Genomic DNA, 15,357 nt, shown 5'->3' with positions numbered 1-15,357 from the left:
CGTGCCGCCGATCGCCACCGCGCAGCCGGACCGCGCCGCGCATCGTGACGCCCCGGCCACGATCTGGGCGCGGAGCCTCGACCGCTGGTTGGCCCGGCCGGGTGGCGCGATTGTGCGGATGCAGCCTTGCGACGGGAGACCAGAATCCGGTTGTCCTTGCCCGACGCAACCCCATGCTCTGGAGGGTGGTTCTCAGGGGTGAAGTGGCGGAGCCAGGCATGAGCATGACATCGAGGCCGGATCACAGCACCGGTATCACATCGGATTCAGATGCCGCTCCGGCGCCGCCCTGCACCTTCGTCATCTTCGGGGGCACTGGCGACCTGACCCGTCGCCTGCTGATGCCGGCCCTTTACAATCTCGCCCGCGCCGGACTGCTCGATCCGGATTTCCGCGTCATCGGCGTCGGGCGCAGCGCGATGAGCGACGCGGCGTGGCGCGACGGGCTGGACCGGGACATCCGCAGCTTCGCCGCCGATCCCAGCGCCGAGTTCCATGCCGAACGGATTGATGAGCGGAGTTGGGGCTGGCTCCAGGACCGGCTGCACTATCTTCAGGGCGATATCGGCACACCGGAGTTCTTCGCGGCCCTCGCCGATCGGTTGACGGGCAATGTCGTCTTCTATCTCGCCATCCCCGCGAGCGCCTTCGGGCCGGCGATCGACCGCCTGGGCGATGCCGGGCTGCTGCGGGAAGCGCCCGGCGTCTTCCGGCGCGTCGTGATCGAAAAGCCCTTCGGCGAGGATCTCGCCTCCGCCTGCGCGCTCAACCGGCGCATCCTGGCGGTGGCGCCGGAGCGGCAGTTCTTCCGCATCGACCATTTCCTCGGCAAGGAGAGCGTGCAGGCGATCATGGCGCTCCGCTTTGCGAATGTGATGTTCGAGGCTGCGCTGCATCGCGATTATGTCGACCATGTCGAGATCACCGCCGCCGAGACCATCGGCGTCGAGCAGCGTGGCAGCTTCTACGAGCCGACCGGCGCGCTGCGCGACATGGTGCCCAACCACCTGTTTCAGCTTCTCTGCATGGTGGCGATGGAACCGCCGGAATCGGCCGCGGCCGAGGCGGCGCGGGACGAGCGGATGCGGCTGTTGCGGAGCATCCGCCCCGTGACGCCGCAGAATGCGGCGCGGGGACAGTATGCGGCAGGTGCCGTGGCCGGCCTGCCCGTGCCCGGCTATCGGCAGGAGGTCGAGGTCGCGCCGGACAGCCGCACCGAGACCTATGCCGCGCTGGTGCTCGACATCGACAACCGGCGCTGGGCAGGCGTGCCCTTCTTCCTCCGCACCGGCAAACGCCTCGGCGCACGGCGGACGGAGATTGCGGTGCATTTCCGGCGGCCGCCCGCCGATCCCTTCTCCTCGCTCGCCTTCGCGGGCACGGCCCCGAATACTCTTCGCTTCCAGATCGATCCCGAGCATCGCCTGGCGCTCGGCTTCAGCGCCAGGGCGCCAGGCGCGGCGATGCGGCTGCAGGCGGCCGAGGCGGCCTATCAGGCGCCCGATGCCGAGGCCGAAGGATCCGATGTTGGTTACGAGGCGCTGCTCTATGGCTGCATGCGCGGCGATGCGACGCTGTTCCAGCGTGGCGACATCATCGAGGCGAGCTGGGCGGTGGTCGACCCGCTGCTGCGTGCCTGGTCGGAGGGTACGCCTGAGCGCTATGCGGCAGGCAGCGACGGGCCGGCCTCGGCCGATGCGCTGTTCGCGCGCAGCGGACGAGGCCGGCGCGCGGTCGGCCAGGCATGACCGCGGCGACGGAAGCAGCCGGGGGGCCGCTGCCGATCGAGGATTACGGGCTGATCGGCGATTGCACCACGGCGGCGCTGGTCGGCAGGAACGGATCGATCGACTGGCTCTGCTGGCCGCGCTTCGACAGCGCCGCCTGCTTCGCGGCGCTGCTCGGCCGGCCCGAGCATGGCCGGTGGCTGATCGCGCCTTGCGGCCCAGAGATGCGTGCGACGCGATCCTATATCGGCGAGACGATGGTGCTGGAGACGCTGTTCGAGACGGAGGAAGGAGACTTCGCCGTCATCGACTTCATGCCGACGGGGCAGGCCGGATCCTCCGTGGTGCGCATCGTCGAAGGCCGGCGTGGCCGGCCCCGCGTGCGGATGCATCTGACGCTCCGCTTCGACCATGGCTCCTCGATCCCTTGGGTGACGCGGCTGCCGGAGGGCGACGGCATTAGCGCGATCGCCGGACCCAACCTTGCGGTGCTTCGTGCCGCGGTGCCGCTCCATGGCGAGGATTTCTCGACCACCGCCGAATTCACGGTCGCACCGGAGGACCGCTTCCCCTTCGTGCTCAGCTACGGCCCGTCGCATCGGCCACCGCCGGACGCCATCGACGCCGAGGCGGCCCTCTGCGACACCCTGGCCTTCTGGCGCTCCTGGTCGAAGCACTGCACCTGCCACGGCCGCTGGCGCAAGGTGGTGATGCGGTCGCTGTTGACCTTGAAGGCGCTCACTTATGCGGAGACCGGCGGCATCGTGGCGGCGCCGACCACCTCTCTCCCGGAGAAGCTCGGTGGTGTCCGCAACTGGGATTACCGCTTCTGCTGGCTGCGCGACGCGACACTCACTCTGGTCGCGCTGATGCGCGGCGGCTACTACGAGGAAGCGAAGGCGTGGCGCGACTGGCTGCAGCGCTCGGTCGCCGGCAGTCCTTCCGACATCCAGATCATGTACGGGATCGCCGGCGAGCGGCGCCTGGCGGAATGGGAAGTCCCGTGGTTGCCGGGCTATCAGGGCGCGGCGCCGGTCAGGATCGGCAATGCCGCCTCCGGCCAGCTCCAACTCGACGTCTGGGGCGAGGTCATGGATGCGCTGCGCCTCGCGCGCGATGGCGGCCTCGCTTCGCCGGGCTCGGCCTGGGCGCTGGAATGCGGCGCCTTGCGACATCTCGAGGCGATCTGGCGGGAACCGGATGACGGCATCTGGGAAGTGCGCGGCGGCCGCCGCCAGTTCACCCACTCCAAGGTCATGGCCTGGGTCGCCTTCGATCGCATGATCCGCGATGCCGAGAAATACGGCTTCGAAGCGCCGCTGGAGCGTTGGCGCGCGACACGGGACGAGATCCATCGGACGGTGTGCGAATTGGGATATGATGCCGCCCGCGGCAGCTTCACCCAGAGCTTCGGCAGCCCGGAGCTCGATGCCAGCCTGCTGCTGATCCCCGCAGTCGGCTTCCTGCCGATCGAGGATCCGCGGGTCGCCGGGACCATCGCGGCGATCGAGCGGGAACTCGTCACCCATGGCTTCGTTCTGCGCTACCGGACGGAAAGCGGCGCGGACGGGCTGCCGGCGGGGGAGGGCGTGTTCCTCGCCTGCAGCCTCTGGCTCGCCGATGCCTATGCGATGCAGGGCCGCTGGGATGACGCCTATGCGATGTTCCATCGCGTGCTGAGCCTGCGCAACGACCTCGGCCTGCTGAGCGAGGAGTACGATCCGCGCGCCGGGCGCCAGGTCGGCAATTTCCCGCAGGCCTTCTCGCATCTCACCCTGGTGAGCACGGCGATCGGCCTCGGCGAGCACGGGCCGATCCGGCGGTCCTCGGAGCGCAAGGCGGAGGGCAAGCCGCCTGAGAGTCAATCCGTGAGCGCGAAGCCCTCATAGCCGCGCGCGGCGACGCCGTCGCAGATGCTGCGGTAATGCGCCATGCCGCCGGTATAGGGCATGAAGACGCGCGGCTTGCCCGGCACATTGGCGCCGAGATACCAGGAACTCGCCGCCTGCGGCAGCAGGGTCGCATCCGCCGCTTCGTTGACCTGCGCGACCCAGCGCTCCACGGCTTCGGGCTTCGCCTCGATCCGTTGCAGGCCGCGGTCGCGCAGATGCGCGATGCAATCCGCGATCCACTCCGCATGCTGCTCGATCGCGACCGGCATGTTGCAGAGCACGGATGGGCTGCCGGGGCCGGTGACGGTGAAGAGATTGGGAAAGCCTGCGACCTGCAGGCCGAGATAGGTGCGCGGCCCGGCATCCCAGGCCTCCTGCAGCGTCAGGCCGCCGCGGCCGCGGATATCCATGCGCAGCAATGGGCCGGTCATCGCGTCGAAGCCGGTCGCGAAGACGATGATGTCGAGCGGGTATTCGGCGTCGCGCGTCCGGATGCCGCCGGGCGTGATGCGCTCGATCGGGGCGGTGCGGACATCGACCAGCGTGACGTTGTCGCGGTTGTAGGTCTCGAAATAGTCGGTGTCGATCGGCGGGCGCTTGGTCGCGTAGGGATGGTCGAAGGCGGTCAGCAGGGCCGCCGTCTTCGGATCCTTGACGATGGCGCGGATCTTGGCCTTGAGGAAATCGACGGCGGTGTCGTTCGCCGCCTTGTCGACCAGCAGGTCGCGGAAGGTGGCGCGGAACTGCAGCCCGCCCTTCTCCCAGGCCTGCTCATACAGGGCCTGACGCTCCTCCGGCGTCACCTCCAGTGCGGAGCGGTCGGAGATGGTGAAGGGATGGCCATTGGTGGTGGCGCGGGTGACGTCGCGGATCGCGTCGTAGTTGTCCTTGACCCAGCGCTTGAACGCCGCGTCGAGCGGCGCGTTGCGCGCCGGCACGCTGTAGTTCGCGGTGCGCTGGAAGACGGTGAGATGCTGCGCGGTCGCGGCGATGACCGGAACCGCCTGGATGCCGGTCGACCCCGTGCCGATCTGCCCGACGCGCTTGCCGCGGAAATCCACCCCCTCGTGCGGCCATTCGCCGGTGTGGTACCAGCTTCCGGCGAAGCTCTCGAGGCCCGGGATCTTCGGGACATTCGCGGTCGACAGGCAACCGACCGCGGTGATCAGGAAGCGGGCCGAGAGATGGTCGCCGGAAGCGGTGGTGACATGCCAGAGGTTGCCGGCCTCGTCATAACGCGCCGCGGCGACGCGGGTGCCGAGGCGGATGTCGCGCCGCAGGTCGAAGCGGTCCGCCACGTGATTGAGGTAGCGCAGGATCTCCGGCTGCTCCGGGTAGCGCTCCGTCCATTCCCACTCCTGCTGCAACTCCTTCGAGAAGGAATAGCAATAGGAATGGCTCTCGGAGTCGCAGCGGGCACCCGGGTAGCGGTTCCAGTACCAGGTGCCGCCGACCCCGTCGGCCGCCTCCAGCACCTGCGCCTTGAGGCCAAGGCGATCGCGCAGCAGGTACAACTGATAGAGGCCGGAGAAGCCGGCACCGATGATCAACGCGTCGAGTGCATCCCCATCAACCCGCTTCGAGGGCGTCATGTCTGGCATCGCTTCCGATCCTTCCTGCTGCGATCTCAACGCGCAGCGAAGCTGCGCAGCGCCGCCGGGCTGGCCAGGCGCCCGCCATCGATCAGGTACTGGCCGCCGGTGATGCTGGCCGCGAGGTCGGAGCTCAGGAACAGCACGAGGTTCGCGATCTCTTCCGGCACCGCATAGCGGCCGATCGGGATCGCCGACTGGTAGCGTTCCCGGACGCTGTTGCTGCCGCCCGGCGCCGACTGCTCCTCCAGGGACCGGATCATCCGCGTGTCGGTGGGGCCGGGGCAGACCGCGTTGATCCGGATGCCGGCATGGCCGTATTCGCTCGCCGCCGTGCGCGTCAGCCCGATCACCCCGTGCTTGGAGGCGACATAGGCGGAGAGCCCCGGCGAGCCGGCGACGCCGGCGGTCGAGGCGGTGTTCACGATGGCGCCGCCGCCCTGGCGCAGCATCACCGGCAGCACGTGCCGCAGCCCGAGGAAGACGCCCTTCAGGTTCACCGCGATGACGGTGTCGAAAAGATCCTCGTCGTATTCGGCGGTGGGCGCGACCTTGCCCTCGATGCCGGCATTGTTGAAGAAGCAGTCGATCCGGCCGAAGGCATCGAGTGCTGCCTGCGCATAGCCCCGCACCTCGGCCGAGCGCGTCACATCGGCCGCCACGAAGCGTGCTTCGCCGCCGGCATCGCGCACCTGCCGCGCGGTCTCCTCGCCACCCGGCGCATCGCGGTCGACCACGACCACGCGCGCGCCCGCCTTGGCGAAGGCGAGCGACGTCGCGCGCCCGATGCCGCCGGCCCCACCAGTGATGAGCGCGACCTTGTTCCGGAAATCCATGCTCATCCTCCCTGAACCGTGCCTCGGCGGGGCTTCCCGCATCAGCTTGCCATGTAGCCGCCATCGGCCGTCACCGTGGTGCCGGTGATGAAGCCCGAACGGTCCGAGCAGAGCCAGACCACCGCCTCCGCGATCTCCTCGGGCTGGCCGAGGCGCCGCATCGCCGCCCGGGCCAGGATGCGCTCGCCCCGGCGCGCCATCGAATCACCGATCATCGGCGTCTCGATATAGCCGGGGCAGATGGCGTTCACGCGGATGCCGGCCTCGGCATGGTCGATGGCGGCGGCCTTGGTGAGGCCCACCACGCCGTGCTTCGCCGCGACATAGGCGTGGGTGCCGGGCAGCCCGACCAGGCCGGCGATCGAGGCGGTGTTGACGATGGCGCCGCCGCCCGTGCGTTCCATGGCCGCCAGCTCGTGCTTCATGCAGAGCCAGACGCCGGTCAGGTTCACCGCGATCATGCGGTCCCAGACTTCCTGGTCGATGTCGCCGACGCGCTGCCCGCCGGCGCCGAGCGTGCCCGCCGCGACGCCGGCATTGTTGTGCGCGCAGTCGAGGCGCCCATAGGCGGCGACGGCGGCATCGACCATCGCCGCCACCTGGTGCGGGCGCGTGACGTCGGCGACGACCGCCTGCGCTTCGCCGCCCGCCGCACGGATGGCCGCGACCGTGTCGCCGGCGCCTGGGCCGGCGAGGTCGGCCACGGTCACGCGGGCGCCCTCGCGCGCCATGGCGATCGCGGTCGCGCGTCCGATGCCGGAGCCGGCACCGGTGACCAGCGCGGATTTGCCCTCGAGCAGGCGGGTCATGGCGTGGCCCCCGGTGGTGTGCGCCAGGCGTCGCTGAGCGCCGCGGCGACGAAGGTGGTGATGCCGTCGGCCATGCCGATCAGCCGGCCCATGGTCAGCAGGCCATGGATATGGTCGCCGAGATGCAGCGCCGTGACCCGCACGCCCTCCGCCGCGAGCCGCTCGGCATAGTGCCGTGCCTCGTCGCAGAGCGGATCCAGCCCGCAGCTCAGCACCAGCGCCGGCGGCAGGCCCGCGAGGCTCGTGGCGCGAAGGGGCGAGGCGCGCCAGTCCTGCCGGGATGCGGGGTCCGGCGTGTAGTGGTCGATGAACCAGCGCATGGTCGTCGCGGTCAGCGGCACGCCTTCCGTGATCCGTGCATAGCTGCCGCTGGCCATGGTCAGATCGGTGGCGGGGTAGAGCAGCGCCTGGAAGACGCTCCGCGGCAGGCTGCCGTCGCGCCCCATCAGCGCCAGCACGGCGGCGAGGTTGCCGCCGGCGCTGTCGCCGCCGACCGCGATCCGCGCGCCGTCGATGCCGAGCTCCGCCGCGTTGCGGGCGACCCAGGCCAGGGCGGCGGCGGCATCCTCGATGGCGGCGGGGAAGGGGTGCTCCGGCGCCAGCCGGTAATCCACGGAGACGACGCAGCAGCGCGCATCATTCGCCAGCCGCCGGCAGACCCCGTCATGGGTGTCGAGGTCGCCGAACACCCAGCCGCCGCCATGCAGGTAGAGCAGGCAGGGCAGCACCTCGGCCGGCATGGTGCCGACGCCCCGGTAGAGGCGAAGCGGGACGGTGCCCGCCATCAGCGCGCGCGTCTCCGCGACATCCACGGGATCGGGCTGCAGGACGGTCCGCCCGGCCGCATAGACACGCCGCGCCTCCGTGGGCGACAGGGTCTCGAAGGCCGGCCGGCCGGCCGCGCGGATCAGCTCCAGCAGCGCTTCGGCATCGGGATGGGCAGGCGGCAGCGGGACGACCTGCACGATCGCTTTCCTCCGGTTCCTCCGGCGTGGCTTCGGCAGGCATCCGGGAAACCCGGAACTCTCCTGCTGATAGCGCTAACGCCCCGTCGATCGTTAGCGCTATCAAGATAGGGGCGCAACCCTCGTTTTCCGGGATGCGGGCCGGTGGATCATGGATGGCGGCATGGTGAGGCAACACAGGCGGCGGAACGCCGACAGGGGAACAATGCCGGCAACCGGCACGGACACGCTGCCGGCGGCGCCCATGGCGCCGCGCATGGAGGATGTCGCGCGGTTGGCTGGGGTGTCGATGATGACCGTCTCCCGCGCCCTTCGCGCGCCGGGGACAGTGTCGGCGCCGATGCTCGCGAAGGTGCGCGCCGCGCTCCGGCAGACCGGCTACCTGCCGAACCTGGTGGCAAGCGGCCTCGCCTCCTCCCGCACCCAGGTGGTCGCGGCCATCATCCCGCTGATCAGTCAGCCCTTCGCGCCGACCCTGCAGGGGATGACTGACGTGCTGCGCGCCAGCGCCTATCAGCTCGTGCTCGGCGTCACCCATTACGATCCGCGGCAGGAGGAGGCGCTGGTGCGCGCCTTCCTGTCACGCCGCGTCGACGGCATCGCGCTCTTCGCCGGCGGGCATACGGAGGAGACCGTCGCGATGGTGCGCCAGTCGGGCGTGCCGCTGGTGGAGATGTGGGCCGATCCGGCGACCGAGGTGCTGGTCGATTCCGTCTGCGTATCGCAGCGGCTGGGCGCGCGCGAGGCGGTCCGTCACCTCCGCGCGCGCGGGCGCCGGCGCATCGGCTTCATCGGCGGCGCGACCGCGAATAACATCCGGCAGCAGGCGCGGCTCCGCGGCTATCTGGATGGCCTGGACGAGGCCGGGCTGCCCGATGACCCGGCAGCGCGGGAGGTGGCCGGCTGCTTCCTCATGGAAGCCGGCGCCGAAGCGCTGGCGCGCCTGTTGACGAGGCGCCCCGATCTCGACGCCGTCTGCGTCGCGAGCGACATCCTGGCGGTCGGCGTGGTCTTCGAAGCGCATCGGCGCGGCCTCATCGTCCCTGATGACCTCGCGGTGACCGGCTTCGACGACGCCGAGATCGCGCGCGCCATGTACCCCTCGCTCACCACCATCGACATGAAGGCGGAGGAGATGGGCCGCCAGGCCGCGGCGATGCTGCTGGAGCGCGCCGGTCAGGGCGGCCGCGTCGATCTCGCCGCCATGCCGTCGCGGCGCTGCGATCTGGGCCACGCGCTGATCCTGCGTGAGAGCAGCTGACAGGCCGGGCATCACCCGTTTCATGCGGTCCTCGGTTTGTCTTGTTTCGATTTCGGCATGGCTTCATGCTCGGCCCGGCCGCCCGATCCCTGGCGCGGCCGCCGGGAGGACTGGATCATGCGCATGCTGCTTGCTGCCATTGCCGGCGGCTGCCTGCTGGCACCGACCGCGGCGCTCGCCAACTACTATGTCTACTGCGCCAATGACCGCATCGAGGTGGAGTCGCGCAATCCGGAGCAGATGCGCATCGCCCGCGGCTCGGGTGTCTGTCAGATGGGGCCGACTTTCGGCTTCCTCTCCGACGCGCAGAACTTCGCGCAGCGCAACTTCGGCGGTGCCGGCCGGTCCTGCTCCTGCCGGTGACGGCCTGCTGCGGCTGCCTTCGCTTCAGTCGCGCCGCAGGAAGCGCTCGAAGGACTCCAACGTCGCCTCGCTGACGTGATGCTCGATGCCTTCGGCATCCGCTTCGGCGACCGTGCGCGGCACGCCGACCGCGACCAGCAGATCGACCACCAGCCGGTGCCGCGCGCGGACGCGCTGCGCCAGGGCGCGCCCCTCTTCGGTCAGGAAGATGCTGCGATAGGGCTGGGAGACCGCGAGGCCGAGGGCCTTCAGCCGGGCGATGCTCTTGATCACCGTCGGATGCGCGACGCCGAGCCGGCGGGCGATGTCGGTCGTCCGGGCCTCCCCGGTCTCGGCCTGCAGGTCATCGATCAACTCGACATAATCCTCCAGCACCGCTGAGGCCCGGCCGGCGCGGGCGCTCGAGTGCCGGGCGGCCTGCGCCTCCTCAGCCGGGAGGGGGGAAGTGGCGGTAGGGCCGGCCGCGGACTTGGCGCGCGGTTTGGGCGGGGCTTGCATGGTCGATAGGTGCCGCCTCCCGCGGCTGATCGCAATCACTCGTTTGCAATCGGTTCGCATCTTGCCGCCAGCCTTGGCCACTTGCCAGTAGCATAGGCTACATGTTTATGTTCAACCATCACCCTGAAGCCTGACACACATCCGTCTGGCTCTGTCCCGGCAAGGAGCGAAGCGGCATGCCCTTCTCCCGTTCGCGTCGTCTGTTCGGCCTCGTTGCCCTGGCGGGGCTGATGGCCTGCGGCCTCTCCGGCACCGGCCAGGCGCAGCCCGCCCGGCCCAAGCGCATCGTGACGACCTTCACGATCATCCAGGACATGGCGCAGACCGTCGCCGGCGAGGCGGCAATCGTCGAATCGATCACCCGCCCGGGTGCCGAGATCCATGACTACGAGCCGACGCCGCTCGATGTGGTGCGGGCCCAGGCGGCCGACCTCGTGCTGTGGAACGGCATGGGGCTGGAGCGCTGGTTCGAGCGCTTCTTCCAGCGCGTGCGGGACGTGCCTTCGGCGGTGCTGACCGAAGGCGTCACGCCGATCAACATCACCGAAGGGCCTTATGCCGGGCGGCCGAACCCGCATGCCTGGATGTCGCCCGCCAATGCCGTGATCTATGTCGAGAATATCCGCCGCGCGCTGGTGGCACTCGATCCTGACAATGCCGAGGTCTACAACCGCAACGCTGCGGCCTATGCCGAGCGGCTGCGCGCGCTCGACGCGCCGATCCGCGCCCGGCTGGAGCGCATCCCCGCCGATCGCCGCTGGCTGGTGAGCTGCGAGGGTGCCTTCTCCTACCTCACGCAGAATTACGGCATGCAGGAGCTCTCGCTCTGGCCGGTGAATGCGGATGACGAGGGCACGCCGCGCCAGGTGCGCCGGGTCGTCGACACCGTGCGCCGCAGCCGGATCCCGGTGCTGTTCTGCGAGAGCACCGTCAGCGACCGCGCGATGCGCCAGGTGGCGCGCGAGACCGGCGCCCGCTTCGCCGGCGTCCTCTATGTGGACAGCCTGACCGCGCCGGATGGCGAGGCGCCGACCTATGTCCAGCTCCTGGAATACAACGCCAATGCCATCGTCCGGGCCTTCGACCAGGCGCTGCCGGCATCCGGCAGGACGCGCTGATGCCGATGGATGATTGCGCAGGCTGGCAGGCGATGCCGACACCAGAAACCGCCCCTCGCTTCGAGTTGGTGGTGGAGGGCGTCACCGTCGCCTACCCCAATGGCCAGGTGGCCCTGCGCGACGCCTCGCTCCAGCTCGACGGGCCGACGATCTGCGGCTTGCTCGGCGTCAACGGCGCCGGCAAGTCGACGCTGTTCAAGGCGATCATGGGCATGGTGACGCCGGCTGCCGGCCGCGTCCGCATCGCCGGCGGCAGTGTGCGGGAGGCGCAGCGGCGCAACTGGGTCGCCTATGTGCCGCAATCCGAGGAGGTCGACTGGGCCTTCCCGGTCAGCGTGCGCGACGTGGTGATGATGGGCCGCTACGGCTACATGAACATGCTGCGCATCCCGCGCGCCGCCGACCGCGTGGCGGTGGAGGCGGCGCTGGCGCGCGTCGGCATGCTCGATTTCGCCGACCGCCAGATCGGCCAGCTCTCGGGCGGGCAGAAGAAGCGCGTCTTCCTGGCCCGCGCGCTCGCGCAGGACGGCAGGCTGCTGCTGCTCGACGAGCCCTTCGGCGGCGTCGACGTCACGACGCAGGAGCAGATCACCGCGCTGCTCCGGGAATTGCGGGAGGAAGGGCGGATCATCCTGGTCTCCACCCATGATCTCACGAGCGTTCCAGGCTTCTGCGATCAGGTGGTGCTGGTGAAGGGCACGGTTGTCGCCGCGGGACCGACGGCGGTCACCTTCACCGCGGCCAACCTGGCGCGCGCCTTCGGTGAATCGGTGGGCGGGCAGGCGCTCGGCGGCGAGACGGCGCTGCTCGTTCCGGCCCAAGGCGGCGGCACCCTGGTGGTCTCGGCAGAGGGCCATGTGATCGGCCGGCTCGCGCCGGCGGAGCGGCCATGACCGAGTCGCTGCTGATCCCCTTCGACTACGAGTACATGCGCAATGCCATGTGGGTCAGCGCGCTGGTCGGCGGCGTCTGCGGGCTGCTCTCCTGCTTCGTCGCACTGAAAGGCTGGTCGCTGCTCGGCGACGCGCTGTCGCATGCGGTGGTGCCGGGCGTGGCCGTGGCCTGGATGCTCGGGCTGCCCTTCGCGCTCGGCGCCTTCGCCTCCGGCCTGGCCGCCGCCTGGCTGATGGTCTTCATCCGCCGCAACAGCCGCATCCGGGAGGATGCGGTGATCGGCGTGGTCTTCACCGCCTTCTTCGGCCTGGGTCTCGTGCTGCTGTCGCTGTTCCCGAGCAATATCCGGCTGCAGACCATCGTCTTCGGCAATGTCCTTGGCATCGCGCAGGGCGACATCCTGCAGATGCTGATCATCGCCGGCGGCGTGCTGGCGGTGATGGCGCTGCGCGGGCATGACCTGATGCTCTGGGCCTTCGACGCGGCGCATGCGCGGGCGATCGGCCTCAACACCGCGCTGCTGCAGGCGCTGCTGCTGGGTTGCGTCGCGGCGGTCGCGGTGGCGGCGATGGTGACGGTCGGCGCCGTGCTGGTGATCGCCATGCTGGTGGCACCCGGCGCCACCGCCTATCTGCTCACCGACCGCTTCCGGCGCATGCTGGCCGGCGCCTCCGCCATGGGCGCGGGCACCGCCTTCGCGGGCGCCTATCTCTCCTATTTTCTGGATGGCTCGACGGGCGGCGTCATCGTCAGCCTGCAGGCACTGATCTTCGTCGCGGTGCTGATCCTGGCGCCGCGGCACGGGCTGCTGGCGGGACGCCGGGCGCGCCGCGCCGCACAGGCGACCCTGCAGGGGGCGGCGTGATGGGCGGCCTCCTCGCGCCCTTCTCGCATGGCTTCATGCTGGAAGCGATCGGCGTCGGCAGCGTGGTCGCCATCGCCTGCGCGCTGCTTTCCTGCTTCATCGTACTGAAGGGCTGGTCGCTGCTCGGCGACGCCATCTCGCACGCGGTGCTGCCGGGGGTGGTGCTGGCCTCGGCGGCGGGTGTCGCGATCGGCATCGGCGCCTTCATCGCCGGCATGGCCTGCGCGCTCGGCGCCGGCTTCATCCAGTCGCACAGCCGGGTGAAGGAGGATGCCGCGCTCGGCGTCGTCTTCACCGGCATGTTCGCGGCCGGCCTGGTGCTGCTCGCCTTCGTGACGACGGAGGCGCACATCACCCATATCCTGTTCGGCAACATCCTCGGGATCGAGCCGGAGGATCTCTGGCAGACCCTGATCGCCGCCGGCGTCACGGTCGCGGTGCTGGCGGTAAAGGGACGCGACCTGCTGCTCTTCTGCTTCGACGCCGCGCAGGCGCGCAGCATCGGGATGAACATCGCGGCGCTGCGCTATTTGTTCCTGGCGCTGCTTTCGGCGGCGGTGGTGGCGGGCGTGCAGGCGGTCGGCGTCATCCTGGTGGTGGCGCTGCTGATCACGCCGGGCTGCATCGGCTACCTGCTGGCCGACCGCTTCGGGCGGATGTCGGCGATCGCGGTGGCCGCGGCGCTCGCCGCGAATCTCGTTGGCATCGTCGCGAGCTACCACCTGAACGCATCGCCGGCCGGCTGCATCGTGGTGACGCTGTCGCTGATCTTCGCGGTCGTGCTGGTCTTCGCGCCGGTACATGGGCTGCTCGCCGCACGACGGCGCGCGCCGCCGTCGAGGGCCTAAGAGACCTTTTGGGAATGGCTGCGGGTCGGTCTGGCGGGTCTTTTCCGCCCCTGGCGTGCCGTCTTCCTCGCCGATGCCACCAGCATCGGCTGCGTCAGCCGCCACACCAGGGACGAAAAATCCCTCGCCAGACCTCCGCCGCCGCCATTCCCAAAAGGTCTCTAAGGCGGCACCGCAGCGGCCTGCTGCGCGCCGAAATGTAGCAATCGCAACGTTATTGAGCCTGAACGCTCTCTCTTGCCCAGGAAGGATCCCTTCGCGTGCAACGACGCTACAGGCCGGCATGCCGGCGACGCCGAGCATCACACGGGCAGGCCGCTCTCCTGGTTGCGGCGCTCAGCCTTCCGGCGGCCTTGCCGGCCCAGGCCGAGGAGGGATGCGAGGAGGGCCGGCCGCTGGCCGATGGCCTCTGCGTCTCGGCGGAGGCAGCGCTGGATCTGCTCGGCAATATCAGGGGCGGTGTCCGGCGCGGCGTGGCGGCGAGCGGCCAGATCCGGCTTGGCCTGGATGCCGATCTCGATGCGCTGGCCGGGCTCGAGGGCTGGCGGTTCCATATCTCCGCCTTCGGCATTTATGGCCGCCAGCCGGGCCTGACCCTGACCGGCGGCCTGGCTCCGCCGAGTAATATCGAGGCCCTCTCCACCTTTCGCCTGAACGAGATCTGGCTGCAGCGGGATCTCGGCGGCTGGGGCTCGATCCGCTTCGGTCAGCTCGCCGCGGACAGCGAATTCACCGGCGCCGAGGCAGCGGGCAAGCTGATCAGCACTGCCTTCGGCTGGCCCGCCATGCTGGCGAACGCCTTGCCTGGCGGCGGCCCAGCCTATCCCCTGGCGGTGCCCGGCCTGCGGTTGGCGCTGGGCGATCCGGAGGCCGGCAGCGGCCTGCGCCTTGGCCTCTTTGCCGGCGATCCCGCCGGGCGCCCCGGCGAGGGGACCGACCCGCAGCGCCACAACCGCTACGGCACGAATTTCTCGCTTTCCGGCGGCGCCCTGATGATGGCGGAGGCGGTGACCGGCGGCGCGGCGCCCGGCAGCGGGCCGCGCCCCTGGGTCGCGAAGCTCGGCGCCTGGTATCACACCGCTGATGTCGATGCGCAGCGCCGGGGCGCGGACGGCTTCTCGCTCTCCGATCCCGCCGGCAGCGGCGTGCCGCGGCGCTATGGCCAGAATTACGGGGGCTATGCGGTCGGGGAGGCGACGCTCTGGCGTGGCGAGGCGGGCAGCCTCGGAGTTTTCGCGCGCCTCTTCGCGGCGCCGCCCGACCGCAACCTGATCGGGCTGCAGATGGATGCCGGGCTCGCCTGGCGCGGCGCCTTCGGCCGCGCCGATGACACCCTGTCCTTCGGCGTCTCCCTGGCGCGGATCGGCAGCGCCGCCCGCGGCCTCGACCGCGATCGCCAGTCCTTCGGGGAAGAACGCACGCGGCGCGACCGCGAGACGGTGCTGGAGGTGAATTACGACTTGGCCGTCGTGCCGGGGCATCTGTCGCTGCGGCCGGTGGTGCAGTGGATCGGCCATCCCGCCGCGCGCGAGCCGGACGAACGGGTCAGCGCGACGCGGCCGCTGAAGGACGCCTTGCTGCTCGGCCTTCGGGTGACCGCGACGTTCTGATCGACGGTTGCGCTACCGTGCCGATCGGCGGCAGGATTGGCGCGCGGCCACCGGGGCCGCATCGGGCGAGGGAGGGGCC

General features: G+C 70.2%; 14 protein-coding genes. 9 read left to right on the top strand and 5 right to left on the bottom strand.

Translation table 11 applies throughout. The features are described from left to right. Nucleotides 1–218 precede the first annotated feature (218 nt). Complete coding sequence (gene zwf, locus GXW71_RS19790; RefSeq protein WP_246526718.1) at nt 219–1,748, top strand: glucose-6-phosphate dehydrogenase; 1,530 nt, start codon at nt 219–221, stop codon at nt 1,746–1,748. Beyond that, on the top strand, nt 1,745–3,616 hold the full coding sequence (locus GXW71_RS19785) for a glycoside hydrolase family 15 protein (protein ID WP_211854318.1): 1,872 nt from the start codon (nt 1,745–1,747) through the stop codon (nt 3,614–3,616). Before zwf ends, GXW71_RS19785 begins: the two co-directional genes overlap by 4 nt. Here GXW71_RS19785 and GXW71_RS19780 read toward each other — a convergent pair. Genes GXW71_RS19780 through GXW71_RS19765 form a run of 4 tightly spaced genes read right to left on the bottom strand, consistent with a single transcriptional unit; the run spans nt 3,589 to nt 7,821 of the window. Beyond that, nucleotides 3,589–5,220 (bottom strand): flavin-containing monooxygenase, encoded by a 1,632-nt coding sequence (locus tag GXW71_RS19780; protein ID WP_281417388.1) that lies wholly within the window; start codon nt 5,218–5,220, stop codon nt 3,589–3,591. The genes GXW71_RS19785 and GXW71_RS19780 overlap by 28 nt on opposite strands. 26 nt (nt 5,221–5,246) lie before the next feature. Further along, nucleotides 5,247–6,047 (bottom strand): glucose 1-dehydrogenase, encoded by an 801-nt coding sequence (locus tag GXW71_RS19775; protein WP_211854317.1) that lies wholly within the window; start codon nt 6,045–6,047, stop codon nt 5,247–5,249. A 41-nt stretch (nt 6,048–6,088) separates the two neighbouring features. Then, nucleotides 6,089–6,856 (bottom strand): glucose 1-dehydrogenase, encoded by a 768-nt coding sequence (locus tag GXW71_RS19770; protein ID WP_211854316.1) that lies wholly within the window; start codon nt 6,854–6,856, stop codon nt 6,089–6,091. Next, entirely contained in the window at nt 6,853–7,821 is a 969-nt protein-coding gene (locus tag GXW71_RS19765; RefSeq protein WP_367617334.1) for an alpha/beta hydrolase, read from the bottom strand. Before GXW71_RS19765 ends, GXW71_RS19770 begins: the two co-directional genes overlap by 4 nt. 205 nt (nt 7,822–8,026) lie before the next feature. On the opposite strand from GXW71_RS19765, the gene GXW71_RS19760 reads away from it, so the two are divergent. Together GXW71_RS19760 and GXW71_RS19755 are read left to right on the top strand one after the other, a co-directional pair. Then, the gene (locus tag GXW71_RS19760) at nt 8,027–9,082 is read left to right on the top strand and encodes a LacI family DNA-binding transcriptional regulator (RefSeq protein ID WP_211854315.1); all 1,056 of its coding nucleotides are present in this window, start codon (nt 8,027–8,029) and stop codon (nt 9,080–9,082) included. A 117-nt stretch (nt 9,083–9,199) separates the two neighbouring features. Continuing rightward, nucleotides 9,200–9,445, top strand: coding sequence for a hypothetical protein (locus GXW71_RS19755; RefSeq protein ID WP_211854314.1), 246 nt, complete (start codon nt 9,200–9,202; stop codon nt 9,443–9,445). Between the two features lie 24 nt (nt 9,446–9,469). Here the strand turns inward: GXW71_RS19755 and mntR are convergent, their stop codons facing one another. Beyond that, nucleotides 9,470–9,943, bottom strand: a complete 474-nt coding sequence (gene mntR / locus GXW71_RS19750; protein WP_211854313.1) for a manganese-binding transcriptional regulator MntR — start codon at nt 9,941–9,943, stop codon at nt 9,470–9,472. Between the two features lie 176 nt (nt 9,944–10,119). Between mntR and GXW71_RS19745 the strand changes: the two genes are divergently transcribed. The 5 genes from GXW71_RS19745 to GXW71_RS19725 all read left to right on the top strand — a co-directional run bounded on the left by GXW71_RS19745 (nt 10,120) and on the right by GXW71_RS19725 (nt 15,278). After that, complete coding sequence (locus GXW71_RS19745) at nt 10,120–11,061, top strand: metal ABC transporter substrate-binding protein (RefSeq protein ID WP_211854312.1); 942 nt, start codon at nt 10,120–10,122, stop codon at nt 11,059–11,061. Between the two features lie 32 nt (nt 11,062–11,093). Beyond that, on the top strand, nt 11,094–11,954 hold the full coding sequence (locus GXW71_RS19740) for a metal ABC transporter ATP-binding protein (protein ID WP_211854310.1): 861 nt from the start codon (nt 11,094–11,096) through the stop codon (nt 11,952–11,954). Beyond that, on the top strand, nt 11,951–12,820 hold the full coding sequence (locus tag GXW71_RS19735; RefSeq protein WP_211854309.1) for a metal ABC transporter permease: 870 nt from the start codon (nt 11,951–11,953) through the stop codon (nt 12,818–12,820). Before GXW71_RS19740 ends, GXW71_RS19735 begins: the two co-directional genes overlap by 4 nt. Beyond that, the gene (locus GXW71_RS19730) at nt 12,820–13,668 is read left to right on the top strand and encodes a metal ABC transporter permease (RefSeq protein WP_211854307.1); all 849 of its coding nucleotides are present in this window, start codon (nt 12,820–12,822) and stop codon (nt 13,666–13,668) included. The genes GXW71_RS19735 and GXW71_RS19730 overlap by 1 nt, the downstream gene beginning before the upstream one ends. Nucleotides 13,669–14,021: 353 nt before the next feature. Beyond that, a complete protein-coding gene (locus tag GXW71_RS19725) occupies nt 14,022–15,278 on the top strand; it encodes a carbohydrate porin (RefSeq protein WP_211854305.1) in 1,257 nt (418 codons plus the stop codon). The last annotated feature ends 79 nt before the right edge of the window (nt 15,279–15,357 follow it).

Source organism: Plastoroseomonas hellenica (genome assembly GCF_018129085.1).
GTDB classification, from domain to species: domain Bacteria; phylum Pseudomonadota; class Alphaproteobacteria; order Acetobacterales; family Acetobacteraceae; genus Plastoroseomonas; species Plastoroseomonas hellenica.
The sequence above is the reverse complement of the archived record's forward strand: the minus strand, read 5'-3'. Positions and strand labels throughout refer to the sequence as shown.

Coding starts and splice junctions, on each gene's coding strand:
- mntR (WP_211854313.1), bottom strand. CDS start 9,943: ATGCAAGCCCCGCCCAAACCGCGCGCCAAGTCCGCGGCCGGCCCTACC.
- GXW71_RS19775 (WP_211854317.1), bottom strand. CDS start 6,047: ATGGATTTCCGGAACAAGGTCGCGCTCATCACTGGTGGGGCCGGCGGC.
- zwf (WP_246526718.1), top strand. CDS start 219: ATGAGCATGACATCGAGGCCGGATCACAGCACCGGTATCACATCGGAT.
- GXW71_RS19785 (WP_211854318.1), top strand. CDS start 1,745: ATGACCGCGGCGACGGAAGCAGCCGGGGGGCCGCTGCCGATCGAGGAT.
- GXW71_RS19760 (WP_211854315.1), top strand. CDS start 8,027: ATGCCGGCAACCGGCACGGACACGCTGCCGGCGGCGCCCATGGCGCCG.
- GXW71_RS19745 (WP_211854312.1), top strand. CDS start 10,120: ATGCCCTTCTCCCGTTCGCGTCGTCTGTTCGGCCTCGTTGCCCTGGCG.
- GXW71_RS19730 (WP_211854307.1), top strand. CDS start 12,820: ATGGGCGGCCTCCTCGCGCCCTTCTCGCATGGCTTCATGCTGGAAGCG.
- GXW71_RS19755 (WP_211854314.1), top strand. CDS start 9,200: ATGCGCATGCTGCTTGCTGCCATTGCCGGCGGCTGCCTGCTGGCACCG.
- GXW71_RS19740 (WP_211854310.1), top strand. CDS start 11,094: ATGCCGACACCAGAAACCGCCCCTCGCTTCGAGTTGGTGGTGGAGGGC.
- GXW71_RS19735 (WP_211854309.1), top strand. CDS start 11,951: ATGACCGAGTCGCTGCTGATCCCCTTCGACTACGAGTACATGCGCAAT.
- GXW71_RS19780 (WP_281417388.1), bottom strand. CDS start 5,220: ATGCCAGACATGACGCCCTCGAAGCGGGTTGATGGGGATGCACTCGAC.
- GXW71_RS19770 (WP_211854316.1), bottom strand. CDS start 6,856: ATGACCCGCCTGCTCGAGGGCAAATCCGCGCTGGTCACCGGTGCCGGC.